The sequence below is a fragment of the Pelagimonas phthalicica genome, from assembly GCF_004364805.1.
Classification (GTDB): domain Bacteria; phylum Pseudomonadota; class Alphaproteobacteria; order Rhodobacterales; family Rhodobacteraceae; genus Pelagimonas; species Pelagimonas phthalicica.
In genome coordinates this window covers 278,602-292,996 of record NZ_SOAP01000003.1, presented here as the reverse complement: position 1 = coordinate 292,996, position 14,395 = coordinate 278,602, and the positions used below count along the sequence as shown (strand labels likewise).

Below are 14,395 nucleotides of genomic sequence, written 5' to 3'. Positions count from 1 at the left end.
ACCCTAACGGCAAAAGCCAAAGGGGTGGTGTATCAAAAACGATCCAAGGTGTCGCGAACTTGGCCGTATGTCATGAAAATAGACGCACTATCTTACCCTTCGTCAACAGGAGGACAAGAGATGCAACGACGACATTTTCTGACCAGCACCGCCGCCATAGCCGCATTGGGCCTGCCAAAACTGACCTTGGCAGCCGGGTCTGCCGATTTCCCGTTTGAGATGAAGACCAAAGAGATCCTCGGCCAGAGCATGGCCTATGTGGATGAGGGCGCGGGCGATCCGGTGGTGTTTTTCCACGGCAATCCGACCTCAAGCTATTTGTGGCGCAACATCATTCCGGCAGTCACCGGAACCCACCGCGCGATTGCCGCCGATATGATTGGCATGGGTCAAAGCGCCAAACCCGCCGATCTGGCCTATACCTATGACGATCACGCCGCGCATCTGCACGGGTTGCTCGACGCGCTGGATCTGCAAAACGCCACGTTGGTGCTGCATGATTGGGGCGGCGCGCTGGGCTTTGACTGGGCGATGCAGAACCCCGACCGGGTCAAGGCCATCGCTTTTATGGAGACCATCGCCCCGCCCGCCATGCCCTTTGCCAGCTATGAGGCGATGGGCGAGTTTGGGGAGCTGTTCAAGGCCTGGCGCACGCCGGGTGTCGGGGAAAAGATGATCCTTGAGGACAATATGTTCATCAATGAGATCCTGGGCAAAATCGCCGTGGCGACTCCGCTAGATGCCCCGACGCTGGCGCATTACAATAGCTATTATGCCAATGCCGCCCAGCGCGCGCCGCTGCTGGAATGGCCGCGTCAGGTGCCGATTGGCGGTGAGCCTGCGCGCACCACGGCGCTGACCAATGAGATCGCCGGGTATTTGACCACAAGCGATATCCCCAAGCTGCTGTTCCATGTCACCCCCGGCGCGATCATGCCGCCGGACGCGGTCAAATGGTTGCAGGCCAATGTGCCCAACCTCTCGACCATCCATCTTGGTCCCGGGGCGCATTTCATTCAGGAGGATTACCCGGTCGAGATTGGTCAGGGCCTGGCCGATTGGCTGAAAGAGATTTGAGGAGGGCGCGGATATGTCTGCGAATAAACTGCCCGGTCGATACAGCCTGACGACGGAGACTGACGTAAACGCACCCGCCGACAAGGTTTGGGAGGTGCTGGCCGATTTCAGCGCGCCGGATACCTATGCGCAGCAGGTGACGCTGGCCTATAGCCTGACGCCTGACCTACAGGGGCTTGGGGAAAAGCGTCATTGTGACATCAAAGGGTTTGGCAGCATCCAGGAAGAGATCATTGCCTGGGACGCTGGCCGCAGCCTGACCTATTCGGTGACGCCGCTCGGCCCTTTGGCCGCCTCGACCAGCCGATGGACGGTTTGGCCCAATGGCGAGGGGCGCTCAAAAATCACGGTTGAGCTGGGGTATGATCTGCGCTTTTGGCCGATTGGCTGGATCATGCATGCCCTGTTCATGCGCCGCGCCTTGAAAAAGGCACTGCCACAAGGGCCGGAGGCGGTGAAAACCCGCGTCGAAACCGGGCAATCCCTGCGCGACAGGCGGGCCCCGCATGGACAGCCGCAATTGAAGCCGGCGCTTGCCTGAGATTTTTGCCCTAGATCGCCTGGCCGAGGCGGTACAACGCCTTGGCCAGGCGAGTAATTCTTGGGGTGAACCGGGGATTTCGCGGGCGTGTCACAGGGACGTGATCACAGTTGCTGACAATGGCTGGCAGCAAGCTGGGGCATAGGCTGTTCACCCGACAAACCAAGCCTATGTCACACCCTAAGCAAGTAGAGAGTTGAGGAAATTCAGATATGAATGTGCAAACACCGGTCAACCCAGATGTGGCCAAAATCGCGGACCTGTTTGAGCGCACCCGTGGCCGGACAACGCGATTGGTCGCGCCGCTGACCGCTGAGGACATGATGCTGCAATCCATGCAGGATGCCAGCCCGGCGAAATGGCATCTGGCCCATACGACCTGGTTCTTTGAGGAATTCATTCTGCGTAAGCGCCTGCCCGATTATCAATCGCCCGATGATCGTTTTGCCGTTCTATTCAACTCATATTACGTGCAGGCCGGGCCGCGCCATGCGCGCGACAAACGCGGGTTGATCTCGCGCCCGGATCTGGAGGCTGTTCGGTCTTACCGTTTGCATGTCGAGGACTCCCTACGCGCCCTGTTGGAGGCGGGCCGTGACGACACGCCCGAGATTGCAGACCTGGTTGAGCTGGGCTGTCATCACGAGATGCAGCATCAGGAATTGCTGGTCACCGACCTACTGCATGGGCTGAGCTACAACCCCTTGTTGCCGGCCTATCTGGACCCCGCCACGCCCCCCAAACGCCGCCCGGCGGAGCTGCAATTCGAGCGTTTTGATGGTGGGTTGCACAGCTTTGGCTTTGACGGCGGTGGGTTTCATTTTGATTGCGAAGGGCCCCGGCATCAGGCCTTTGTCGCGCCTTTTGCACTGGCCAATCGCCCGGTGACCAACCGCGAATGGATCGCGTTTATGCGGGATGGCGGCTATGACAGCGCGCCGCTTTGGCTGATGGACGGGTTTACCCGCGCCCAGCGCGACGACTGGCAGCACCCGCTCTATTGGTGGCAACAGGATGGGGCCTGGTGGAGCTTTACCCTGCGCGGTGCGCAACCTGTCGATCTGGATGCGCCGGTGGTGCATGTGAGCTATTACGAGGCGGATGCCTTTGCCCGCTGGGCCGGGGCGCGTCTGCCGACTGAACACGAGTTGGAGCTGGCGGCGCAGGACACGCCGATCACCGGCAATTTCGTTGATGATGGGCACTTGATACCGTTGCCCGGTGCCGGGCTCTGGGGTGACGTCTGGAATTGGACGCAATCGGCCTATGCAGCCTATCCCGGGTTTAAACCCGCCGAAGGGGCGATTGGCGAATATAACGGCAAGTTCATGGTCAATCAGTTTGTGCTGCGCGGCGGGTCCTGCGCCACGCCGGTCGAGCAGATGCGCCCGACCTACCGCACCTTCTTTTACCCACATCAACGTTGGCAAATGCTGGGCCTGCGCCTGGCCAAAGACGTGTAACCGCGCCGCAGGAGAGATCAGATGGACAAACCCGTCATCACCCATTCCCAATTGGCCAATTCAGCCATTGAAACCCTGTCGCGCCCGCAAAAAGCGCTTGAGGCCAAGTGGTTTTACGACCACCGCGGCAGTGAGCTGTTCGAGGCCATCACCCAGCTGCCGGAATATTACCCGACCCGCACCGAAATCGCGATTCTTGAGGACAAGGCCGCGCAATTGGCGCGCTTTGTGCCCGATGGCGGCATTTTGATGGAGCTAGGAAGCGGCGCCAGTGTGAAAACCCGTATCCTACTGGATGCCCTGCCCCGGCTTGGTGCCTATATGCCGCTCGACATTTCAGGGGAGTTTCTGCAGCTCAGCGCCGCGCAATTGCGCCGGACCTATCCGGGTTTGCAGGTGACGCCGATTGTAGCGGATTTCATGCAGGCCCTGCCCCCGTTGCCCGGCGCGGTTGACCAACCGGTCACCGTGTTCTTTCCCGGCTCGACCATTGGCAATCTGGAACCAGAGGCGGCGATTGCCCTGCTGCAACGCATCCGCGATCTGCCACAGGTTCATGCGCTGATCCTTGGGGCCGATCTGATCAAAGAGGAAAGCCGCCTGATCGCCGCCTATGACGATGCTCAGGGCGTAACGGCAGAGTTCAACCTGAACCTGCTGCGGCGGCTGAATTTTGAGGCCGGGGCGAATTTCGATCTGGCAGGGTTTAAACATGAGGCGCGCTGGAATGCCGAACTGGCCCGGATCGAAATGCATCTGGTCAGCTTGCGCGCGCAAGAGGTGCAGATTGGCGCAGAGCGTTTCCGCTTTGAGACAGGGGAAAGCATCCATACCGAGAACAGCCACAAATACAGCCATGCCAGCCTATCACAGATGGCCGAGCAATCGGGTTGGCAGCTGGCGCAGAGCTTTACTGATGCTAGCAAGGATTTCTCGGTCTCTGTGCTGGCACCCACTGTGGCCTGACAGAAACACCATGTGACACGAAAACAACATCGCGCCGAACCTTGGCAATCAAGACTTGGCGCGACTCAGCACTTGCCCCTATGACACCGCCACGCAGCCCGACACGCGGTGCTGCTGGCTTTGATGCCCAAATCGTAACCCCTAACAGGAAAGGGTCTGACATGCTTATTCATCTCTCTGCCCTTCGGGGTTTGATCACTCTCTAAGCCAAAACGGCCCGAGGTGATCTGATATGTCGGCTCTGTCCCGGCAATTCTTTACAATACGATAGCGCCCAACGTGGCGCGAAATGGGTATCTCTCATGGGCAATTCTGTCTGTGATGGTCAGGCCAGCGCCAATCAAGGGCGCGGCACCATCACCACATTTTATTCACCCTCTGCCTGGATCGAAGACCAGGCAGAACAACAACTTAAACAACTGTCCGGATGGGCGGGCGTCCGCCAGATCGCGGCATTTCCCGACCTGCATCCGGGCAAATATGGCCCGGTGGGCTGCGCGGTTCTGGCTGACCGGCTTTATCCGCAACTGATCGGTAACGATATCGGCTGTGGCATGGCGCTCTTTGCGTTGGACCTGCCTGCGCGCAAATTCAAGCTCGACAAGGCCGAGCGGCGGATGCGCGCACTTGAGGGGCCTTTGGAAGCGGACCTGTCCGAACGGCTGGAAGAGGACGGGCTGGCACCGGACCTGTTTGCGCAGGCGCTGGGCACCATTGGCGGCGGCAACCATTTCTGCGAGGTGCAAAACCTTGTTGAGGCGGAGCCAGACAGCGGGTTGGATATATCCCGGCTCTATCTGCTGGTGCATTCCGGATCGCGCGGCTTTGGCAATGCGGTTCTTGGGGCGCTGCCTCAGGGGGCCTTTGCCGGGCTGTTGTCGGATGATCCGGTCGCGCAGAACTATTTGCGGGATCATGATCAGGCGGTGCTTTGGGCGCGGTTGAACCGGCAGATCATCGCGGAACGCGCGGCCGAGGCCCTGCGGGCTGACCTGCATCTGATCAGCGATGCGCCACATAACCTGTTGGAGCAAAAGGGCACCGGTTGGTTGCACCGCAAAGGCGCGGCCAAGGCAGTGGCTGGTGTGATCCCGCTGGCGGGCACCCGCGCCACGCCCAGCTATCTGCTGCGTCCCTTGGGACACGCGGATGCGCTGGGGTCTTTGGCGCATGGGGCAGGGCGGCGTTATGATCGCAGTTCGATGCATGGGCGGGTGCGCGGCAAACGCTCTGACCTTGAGGCCATGACCCGCACGCAGTTCGGCGGGCGTATCCTGTGCGAAGATCGGGATCTGCTGATCGAAGAAGCCCCGCTGGCCTATAAATCCGCAGGCGATGTGGCGGCGGATTTGCAGGATATGGGGGTCGCGCAAACCGAGGCCAAATTCCACCCGCTTCTGACCTTTAAAAAGGTCAAATCGGAGGGGCGGCGATGAGCAGGCAAATCTCGGTCATGGTGACATCGGGCAATGGCCCCGCAGAATGCCAATTGGCGGCGCAGCATGTGGTCACGCGTTTGCAAAGCGAGGCGGAGCAGATGGGGGTTGAGGTCGATATCAGTGACAGCCCCAGCAAACATGGGATCCTGTCGGCTGTTTTGGTGCTGAATGGTGCGTTGGCCGCAACGCTGGCGCGGCAATGGATTGGCACCATTCGCTGGCGTCACCAAAGCCCCATGCGCCCGCATCACAAGCGCGCAAATTGGTTTGTCGCTGTCTTTGAATTGGAGGTGGCGCGCGCTGGTGCGGTACAGATCACACCCGAGGATGTACGCTTTTCCACCCTGCGCGCGGGCGGGCCCGGTGGACAGCACCAGAACACCACCGACAGCGCCGTGCGCGCCCATCACAGCGCCAGCGGCCTAAGCGTCGTTGTGCGCGATGGGCGCTCGCAACATCAAAACCGCAAGCTGGCCCTGGAGCGGCTTCAGATCCTCGCCAATGCCCGCGCGCAGGCGGATCTGGCTGACAGCAAAAGCGCGCAAAATCAACTGCATCACCGGGTGCAGCGCGGCAATCCCTTGCGCTGCTTCAAAGGCCCCACCTTCAAGGAAGACAAGTCATGAGTTGGAATATTGTTACGAGTTATCTGGCCACTGCCCTGCAAAGCGATTTCTTTGCCGGAGGCTTGGCGCTGGGCGGGCTTGGCCTGTTGGCGGCGATGCTACGCTCTCTATACGCGCTGGTGGCACGGCTGGTGCATCGCCGCGTCTGGGTCAGCCTTGTGCCAGGCTCTGTTGACACAACCCAGTCACCACCGGCGCGTGTCAGATTTTGCTGCTGACAAGCTGATTTGACCGCAGCGATCTGGGTGATCGGAAGGGCAAATCAGGGCGGTCAGAAGCAAAATCCGCCGCGTCGCTTGCGATTTCGCCAAATTTTGCCAGCGCGTCGTTGTTTCCGCTTGCAAGGGGGCGCCCTAGCTGCGCGAAAACGCCTAGCGCCGACAAAATTTGGTCTGAAACCGGTGGTGGCTGGGTTGTGTCAACAGAGCCTAGACAATCGCAGCCCCGCCTATCGCCATTTCTGCCTGTGGATGGAGCATACCGGCGTGTTGGATCACACCCGGCAATTGCGCCTGACCGATGACAGCTGGGCCGAGGGCACCAAAGGCTATGCCCCTGCCCCCGGCAGCCATTGGTTTATCTATCAGGGGCATCTGTGCCGCCTTGATCGCGAAATCAATGAAAAGGCCAAGGTCGGCGGCAGCTATGAGCAACGCCCCATGGAGGTGCTGGAAATCACCGTGCTGTTTGGTCGGGTGCAGACCCTTTTGGGCTGGATCGCCAAAGGGCGCGACCTGGCCGAGAACCGAGACCGCATCGGCCCCAGCCTGCATGTGCTCAAAGGCGATTGGTGGGATGAGGTCGGCGAGGTGCCGCGCCGCGCGATTGACACGGTGCTCACCGATGATGATCGGGTGGACAAGCTGCTGGAGGATCTGCGTTGGTTCCATAGCGCGCAGGCCTGGTACGCGGATCGTGGCGTGCCGTGGCGGCGGGGTTATCTGCTATATGGGCCGCCGGGCACCGGCAAATCCAGCTTGATCCGCGCCCTGGCCTCGGAACTTTCGCTGGATATCGCGACCATGGACCTCGGGCGCATTGGGCTCAGTGATGATGATCTGCGTGACGCCATGATCTCGGCCCCCGCACGTACATTGCTGGCGATTGAGGATATTGACGCGGTCTTTGCCCAGCGGGAAACCGGAGAAAAGCGCGCGACAATCAGCTTTTCCGGCTTGCTTAACGCGATTGACGGTGTAGCTGCGCAGGAAGGGCGCGCGCTGATCATGACCACCAACCACAAGGAGCGCCTAGACCCGGCGCTGATCCGCCCTGGACGCGCCGATATGCATCTGGAGCTCGGCCATGTGCGCGCCGCGACCGCGCGCCAGCTGTTCGAACGCTTTTTTCCCGGTGAGGCCGAGCTGGCGCAGCAGTTTCAGACCCGGCTGGGCGCAAGCCTTCACAGCCCGGCGGCCATTCAAGCCTGGCTCTTGGCCAATTCCGCCAATCCTGAGCTGGCGGCGCAGGCGCTGGATCTGCACCCCGCCGCCGCGCCCATCGCTGCCGAATAGCGCGCCAAACCGGCTGGGATTTGCCCAATCATTGCGCTTGGGAAACGGGCCTATTTGGTGGTAAGCTGATAGATGACTTCAAGATATGTCTTTCCCGACACAGCTTGCCCGTCCCCGCCCGTCTATGTAAACCGACCGCTCACCAACCAAGAGAATCGCTGCCATGACTCGCTTTGCTGCCCCAATCGCCGAACAGATCTGGGACATGAAATACCGCCTCAAAGAAGCCGACGGAACACCGATTGACGCCACTGTCGAAGACAGTTGGCGCCGGATTGCCCGGTCATTGGCAGAGGTGGAAGCAGAGCCGAAAGCCTGGGAAGACAAGTTTTACGGCGCGCTGGAGGATTTCAAATTCCTACCCGCAGGCCGCATCACCGCCGGAGCCGGGACCGCGCGCAGCGTGACCCTGTTCAACTGCTTTGTCATGGGCACCGTGCCCGACAGCATGGGCGGGATCTTTGACATGCTGAAAGAAGCCGCGCTGACCATGCAGCAAGGTGGCGGTATCGGCTACGACTTTTCGACCATCCGCCCCAAAGGCGCACCGGTGGCAGGCGTTGCCGCCGATGCCAGCGGGCCGCTATCCTTCATGGATGTGTGGGATGCCATGTGCCGCACCATCATGTCGGCCGGGTCGCGCCGCGGGGCGATGATGGCCACCATGCGCTGCGACCACCCCGACATCGAAAGCTTTATCGCCGCCAAAGCCGACAGCGCCCGGTTGCGCATGTTCAACCTGTCGGTTCTTGTCACCGATGATTTCATGGAAGCGGTCAAAGCCGATGGCAGTTGGGAGCTGAAATTCGGCGATGTGGTCTATCACACGGTCGAGGCCCGCGATCTGTGGAACAAGATCATGCGCGCCACCTATGATTATGCCGAACCCGGCGTGATCTTTATCGACCGCATCAACAAGGCCAACAACCTGAGCTATGTGGAGACCATTGCCGCGACGAACCCGTGCGGTGAGCAGCCTCTGCCGCCTTACGGCGCGTGCTTGCTTGGCTCGATCAACCTCGCCCGTCTGGTGGATCGCCCCTTCGAGGACGGCGCGGATCTGGACGAAGAGCTGCTGGACGATCTCGTCGCCACCGCTGTGCGCATGATGGACAATGTGGTCGATGCTTCGCGCTTCCCGCTTGAGGAACAGCGCCTTGAGGCCCAGAACAAACGCCGCATCGGCTTGGGTGTCACCGGGTTGGCGGATGCGTTGCTAATGGTTGGTCAGCGCTATGGCTCAGAGGAGGCGGCGCGTCAGACCGAACAATGGCTGAAACGTGTCGCCCGCGCCGCCTATCTGGCCTCGGTGGATTTGGCGAAGGAAAAAGGGGCCTTTCCCCTGTTCGAGGCCGAACCTTATCTCAGCAGCGGCACCATGCGCGCCATGGATGACGATGTGCGCGCCGCAATCGGCGAACATGGCATCCGCAACGCCCTGCTGACCTCGATCGCGCCAACTGGCACAATCTCGCTCTATGCCGGGAACGTGTCGAGCGGGATCGAACCGGTCTTTGCCTATAGCTATACCCGCAAGGTGCTGCAAAAGGATGGCAGCCGCACCGAAGAAGAAGTCGTTGATTACGCAGTGCAAATGTGGCGCGAAAAGTTCGGCGACAAAGAGCTGCCGGATTACTTCGTCAATGCCCAGACATTGGCTCCGCTCGATCACGTGCGCATGCAGGCCGCGGCACAGAAATGGGTCGACAGCTCGATCTCAAAAACCATCAACTGCCCCGAAGACATCTCGTTCGAGGATTTCCAGAGCGTCTATCTCGAGGCCTACGAGACCGGCTGCAAAGGTTGCACCACCTATCGTCCGAATGATGTGACCGGCTCGGTCCTCTCTGTATCCGAGGCCGACAAAACCCCGTCCGAGGCCCCTGCCCTGGCGCAAGACGGCACTGCCGGGGCCGAAGTGGTCTATATGTCCGAACCGCTGGACCGGCCACAATCGCTGGAAGGTGCGACCTACAAGCTGAAATGGCCCGATAGTGAACATGCGATCTATCTGACCATCAATGACGTGGTTGTCGGCGGCCATCGCCGCCCGTTCGAGGTGTTCATCAACTCCAAGAACATGGAGCACTACGCCTGGACCCTGGCCCTGACCCGGATGATCTCGGCCGTGTTCCGCCGTGGTGGCGATGTGTCCTTTGTCGTCGAAGAGCTCAAGGCCGTGTTCGACCCGCGCGGCGGAGCCTGGGTGCAAGGCAAATACATCCCCTCAATCCTGGCTGCGATTGGTGGCGTGATCGAAAAACACATGGTCTCCATCGGCTTTATCGAGGGTGAAGGCATGGGCCTGAAATCAGACCCACAAGCTGACGTGGTCAATCTCGGCTCCACCCCACGCGGCCAAGCCTGCCCATCTTGCGGCCAATATGACATGCGCATGGTCGAAGGCTGCATGACCTGCGGCTCCTGCGGGCATTCGAAATGCGGGTGATTTAGGTGTTTTGACCATGCGCATCGCCGATGGCAATGTCTCCGTCAAAAGGGCGGCGACTTTGTCATGGTGGACGAATAACGGTGCAAAACCAATCTAATGAGTGCGTACTGCAGCTGGCCAGTCTTGGAGGCACCGGACTATTTCGCCCGGGTTGCGACCGTGTCCCGGGTCGAATTTGTTCTGAGTGCGGCGCGCCTGTCCAGCACCTTATGAGCGATAACTTTTGGCCATTGTGCGATCAGATTTATGCTGCCAGGCAGCGCATGCGGAGTAGGCCGGCCCGTGATTCCAGAAAACCGAATGAGCAGAGCACACGATCGTCGCGGGGTATCAACATCTCTTTGGTATTTGCGTTGATGATGGTAGTGGGCGACACGTCCAGCCCCAATGCCCCGCCAAACAGACGGCCTACGCACTCTCACTATCACAACCCAGTTTGACGCATGACTGTCTAACTGGGTGTCTCAACCCGCGCCAAGTGAGACAGTTTTCCCGCCCCCAATCCCTGTCACAGGAAATCGCTACTCAAGCTGAATAGATTGCATCAGCCTTTCGCCGACTAGGAGGAGAGGAATAATGCAACCAGCAAAAGACACCTTGGCGTGGATGTATGAAAAGATGGTGACCAGCCGTCGGTTCGAAAACGCCATCGAGAAAATCTACATGGAAGGCAAGTCGCCGGTTTTCAACATGGCGGATGGGCCGATCCCGGGTGAGATGCATCTGTCAGACGGGCAAGAGCCCGTGGCCGTTGGGGTTTGTGCCCATCTCAATCCCGAAGATGTCGTAACCGCGACGCATCGCCCCCACCATCAGGCCATCGCCAAAGGTGTGGATCTCAAAAAGATGGCCGCGGAAATTTTCGGCAAGGCAACGGGTCTGTCCGGCGGGCGCGGTGGCCATATGCACATTTTCGACGCGGATGTGAACTTTGCCTGTTCCGGCATCATCGCACAGGGCATGGGCCCGGCGGCCGGCGCGGCGCTGTCGCGTCAGATTCAGGGCAAACCCGGTGTCGCGGTGTCCTTCATTGGTGAAGGGGCGGCCAACCAGGGGGCCTTTCACGAGGCCATGAACCTCGCCGCGGTCTGGAAGTTGCCGATGATCGTTGTTGTCGAGGACAACGCCTGGGGGATTTCCGTATCCAAGGAAGCCTCGACAGCAATTCAGCGGAACTCTGACCGGGCGGCGGCCTATGGCATTCCCGGCCATTACATTCCCGGCAACGATCCCCTGAAAATCTATGAAGTGGCCGGTGAAGCCATCGAACGGGCGCGGCGCGGCGACGGCCCGACGCTGATCGAGATCGAAACCTACCGACTGGCGGGTCACTTCATGGGCGATGCCGAGGGCTACCGCCCGGAGGGGGAAAAGGACGGATTGTTCGCGAAAGATCCGATCCCGGCGATGCGCGCCAAGCTGTTGGCTGACGGCCAGTTTACCGAGGGGGAGTTGGATGCCTTGGAAAACAAGGCTCAGGCCGCCGTGGACGACGCGATCAGCTTTGCCCGCGCCAGCGCCGATCCAAAACCAGAAGACGCGCTGACAGCCGTATTCGCCTGAACGCAAAGGGAGGAGGAATGACAATGGAAAATGAACGTAAACTGACAATCGCACGGGCAATGGCCGAGGCCACCGCACAGGAAATGCGAATTGACCCGAGCGTGTTTGTGATGGGCGAAGACATTGCCGAACTGGGCGGCGTCTTTGGCAATACCCGCGGCCTTTTGGAAGAATTTGGCAAAGAGCGCGTCCGCGATACGCCAATCTCGGAAACCGGGTTTATTGGTGCCGCCGTGGGCGCGGCGCAGGATGGCATGAAGCCGGTTGTCGAACTGATGTTCGTTGACTTTTTCGGCGTCTGCTTTGACGCGATTTACAATTTGATGGCCAAGAACACCTATTTCTCGGGTGGAAAATTCAACGTGCCGATGGTGCTGATGACCTCGACCGGGGGTGGGTATTCCGACGCCGGGCAGCATTCACAATGCCTCTATGGCAGCTTTGCACATCTTCCCGGCATGAAGGTCGTGAGCCCCTCCAACGCCTATGATGCCAAAGGGTTGATGACCGCCGCGCTGCGCGATCCGAACCCGGTGATCTATATGTATCACAAAGGTTTGCAGGGCATGGGCTGGCTCGGCACCGAAAAGGGAGCCATCGTGCATGTGCCCGAAGAAAGCTATGAGGTCGAAATCGGCAAGGCCGCGATTGCGCGCGCAGGGCGCGATGTGACCATCGTATCCATTGCACAAGGCGTGCATCACGGGTTGAAAGCTGCTGACAAACTGGTGGAACAGGGCATCAGCGCCGAGGTGGTCGATCTGCGTTCGCTGGTGCCGCTGGATCGCGACACGATCCGCGCCAGCGTTGCCAAAACCGGGCGGCTGATCGTGGTGGATGAGGATTATCACAGCTACGGCGTCTCGGGCGAAATCATTGCCACTGTCACTGAAAGCAATATGGCAGACCTCAAAGCCGCGCCCAAGCGCATCGCCTATCCCGACGTGCCAATCCCCTTTGCCCGCGTGATGGAGCAGCACTGCCTGCCCAATGCGGACAAGATCGTTGCCGCAGCCCGCGACATGTGCGGGGCACCGGTTCCGGCCTGACCTCACTCAACATCACCAAAAAACCAGATGCCACCCCGAAAATGCGGGGTGGCCACAAGAGGAGATTGCCAATTGGCTACCGATATCATCATTCCATCTGACCTTTGGGACGGTGACGAAGAATGCGTCATCACCGCCTGGCTGGCCAGCGACAGTGCACTCGTCTCCGAAGGCGCTTTGATCGCTGAGATCATGACAGCCAAGGTTCAATACGAAATCCTTGCCCCAGCCAGCGGCACGCTGAGCATCGCCAAGGCGCAGGATGAGGTTGCGGCCAAGGGCGACGTGATCGGAGACGTCTCGTGACCGCGCAACCCATCACCGAGGCCATAGTGGTTCCCCTGCGCGGCGCGCGTGGCATGATCGCCGACAAGATGACGGCGTCTTTGCAAGAGGCCGCCCAACTGACCCATCATGCCCGCGCTGACATGACGGCTCTTTTGGCGGCCAAAGCCCGGCTGAAGAGCGAAGGAACAGCGCTGTCGGTCGAAGACCTTTTGATGGGTGCGGTTATCCGCACCCTGAAAAAACACCCCGACATCAATGGCCGGGTTCAGGGGCGTGAGGTGCATCTGTCCGAAACAGTCGATTTGGGTGTTGCGATTGCTTTGCCGGGCAACTTGCTGGCCGCCCCCGCGATCTTTGGTGCGGAAAGCATGAGTCTGGCTGAGTTGAATGCCGCGCGGCGCGATCTTGTGCAGCGGGCCAATACCAACAAGCTGACAGTGCCGGAAATGACGGGCGGCACGTTCACCATCTCCAATCTCGGGCTTAGCCGGGTCGAACAATTTACCCCGATCATAAACACGCCCCAAATCGCCATTTTGGGGATCGGGCGCAGCGTGGAAACCCCGGTCCGGGACGGGGACAGCCTGATCTGGAAACCCTATGCCGGATTGTCACTGACATTCGATCACAGAGCGATTGACGGTGCCCCTGCTGCGGCTTTCCTGACCGATCTTTGCGCAGAAATAGAGGATTTTGCACCATGATTATCGCCCCGTTTGCCACAGCAAAAGACGGGGTTGCACGCGAAGCGGCCCTGTTTCAGGCGGGCAAACCTGCCCTGCTGCTGTGGCAGGCCGAAGCCCAGGCACTTGTGCTTCCTTCGGCAGTGGCGCGGCGCCCCGCTTTTCAGGCGCATCTGCAACAAACCCAAGCTGCGGGATACCAAGTGGTGACCCGCGGCAGCGGAGGCGGGATCGTCCCACAGGGGGCCTGCACGCTGAACCTGGCAATCTGCGCGCCACACGGATCAGGATTTTCCTTGGAGGATGGATATCGTCTGATTTGTGGTGCTCTGGCCGAAGCGCTGTCTCGCTTTGACATTGACGCGCAAACGGGGGCTTGCCCCGGCTCGTTCTGTGACGGTGCGTGGAACGTCTTGGTGCAAGGACGCAAACTCGCCGGCACCGCGCAGCGCGTGCGAACCACACCAGAGGGGCGGGTCGCCCTGCTTCACGCCGCGATCCTGTTGCACCTGCCCGATCCCGGCCATTGGGCCGAACTTTGCCTGTTGAACCAGGCCGCATTCCCATCCGACCCGCTGCTGCGACCGGATGCCCACACCACAATCGCCTCGCTCATGTCAGAGGCCCCAAATCAACAAAGGAGCTTTCCCGGAGCGTTGATCAGAGCCGCGGAGGATCGGCTGTCTGCATTAATGCTGCGTGAAAAAAGAGCGGCCTGACCGCGCAACCAAACT

Annotated in this window: 14 protein-coding genes; all 14 read left to right on the top strand. The window is 60.0% G+C overall.

Features of this window, described 5'->3' with window-relative positions; genetic code table 11:
• The first annotated feature begins 120 nt into the window (after positions 1–120).
• The 14 genes from CLV87_RS19550 to CLV87_RS19485 all read left to right on the top strand — a co-directional run bounded on the left by CLV87_RS19550 (position 121) and on the right by CLV87_RS19485 (position 14,380).
• Entirely contained in the window at positions 121–1,077 is a 957-nt protein-coding gene (locus CLV87_RS19550; protein ID WP_099248870.1) for a haloalkane dehalogenase, read from the top strand.
• 13 nt (positions 1,078–1,090) lie between these two features.
• On the top strand, positions 1,091–1,618 hold the full coding sequence (locus CLV87_RS19545) for an SRPBCC family protein (RefSeq protein ID WP_099248868.1): 528 nt from the start codon (positions 1,091–1,093) through the stop codon (positions 1,616–1,618).
• A 212-nt stretch (positions 1,619–1,830) separates the two neighbouring features.
• Positions 1,831–3,081 carry an ergothioneine biosynthesis protein EgtB gene (gene egtB, locus CLV87_RS19540; protein ID WP_099248867.1) on the top strand — a complete coding sequence of 417 codons (1,251 nt, stop codon included), beginning with the start codon at positions 1,831–1,833 and terminating at the stop codon, positions 3,079–3,081.
• 21 nt (positions 3,082–3,102) lie between these two features.
• The gene (egtD, locus tag CLV87_RS19535) at positions 3,103–4,047 is read left to right on the top strand and encodes an L-histidine N(alpha)-methyltransferase (protein WP_099248865.1); all 945 of its coding nucleotides are present in this window, start codon (positions 3,103–3,105) and stop codon (positions 4,045–4,047) included.
• Between the two features lie 302 nt (positions 4,048–4,349).
• Positions 4,350–5,483, top strand: a complete 1,134-nt coding sequence (locus CLV87_RS19530) for an RNA ligase RtcB family protein (protein WP_099248863.1) — start codon at positions 4,350–4,352, stop codon at positions 5,481–5,483.
• Positions 5,480–6,112, top strand: coding sequence for a peptide chain release factor H (gene prfH / locus CLV87_RS19525; protein ID WP_099248861.1), 633 nt, complete (start codon positions 5,480–5,482; stop codon positions 6,110–6,112). The genes CLV87_RS19530 and prfH overlap by 4 nt, the downstream gene beginning before the upstream one ends.
• Positions 6,109–6,330 (top strand): hypothetical protein, encoded by a 222-nt coding sequence (locus CLV87_RS19520; RefSeq protein ID WP_099248859.1) that lies wholly within the window; start codon positions 6,109–6,111, stop codon positions 6,328–6,330. The genes prfH and CLV87_RS19520 overlap by 4 nt, the downstream gene beginning before the upstream one ends.
• Before the next feature lie 195 nt (positions 6,331–6,525).
• Positions 6,526–7,626, top strand: coding sequence for an AAA family ATPase (locus tag CLV87_RS19515; protein WP_133840850.1), 1,101 nt, complete (start codon positions 6,526–6,528; stop codon positions 7,624–7,626).
• A gap of 163 nt (positions 7,627–7,789) precedes the next feature.
• Positions 7,790–10,075, top strand: coding sequence for an adenosylcobalamin-dependent ribonucleoside-diphosphate reductase (locus CLV87_RS19510; RefSeq protein WP_099248856.1), 2,286 nt, complete (start codon positions 7,790–7,792; stop codon positions 10,073–10,075).
• A gap of 579 nt (positions 10,076–10,654) precedes the next feature.
• Positions 10,655–11,641 carry a thiamine pyrophosphate-dependent dehydrogenase E1 component subunit alpha gene (locus tag CLV87_RS19505; protein ID WP_235871999.1) on the top strand — a complete coding sequence of 329 codons (987 nt, stop codon included), beginning with the start codon at positions 10,655–10,657 and terminating at the stop codon, positions 11,639–11,641.
• An 89-nt stretch (positions 11,642–11,730) separates the two neighbouring features.
• Entirely contained in the window at positions 11,731–12,690 is a 960-nt protein-coding gene (locus CLV87_RS19500) for a transketolase C-terminal domain-containing protein (protein ID WP_442417500.1), read from the top strand.
• Between the two features lie 72 nt (positions 12,691–12,762).
• Entirely contained in the window at positions 12,763–12,996 is a 234-nt protein-coding gene (locus tag CLV87_RS19495) for a biotin/lipoyl-containing protein (RefSeq protein WP_099248854.1), read from the top strand.
• Positions 12,993–13,682 carry a 2-oxo acid dehydrogenase subunit E2 gene (locus CLV87_RS19490; protein WP_235871997.1) on the top strand — a complete coding sequence of 230 codons (690 nt, stop codon included), beginning with the start codon at positions 12,993–12,995 and terminating at the stop codon, positions 13,680–13,682. The genes CLV87_RS19495 and CLV87_RS19490 overlap by 4 nt, the downstream gene beginning before the upstream one ends.
• Entirely contained in the window at positions 13,679–14,380 is a 702-nt protein-coding gene (locus tag CLV87_RS19485) for a lipoate--protein ligase family protein (RefSeq protein WP_099248853.1), read from the top strand. The genes CLV87_RS19490 and CLV87_RS19485 overlap by 4 nt, the downstream gene beginning before the upstream one ends.
• Positions 14,381–14,395 lie beyond the last annotated feature (15 nt).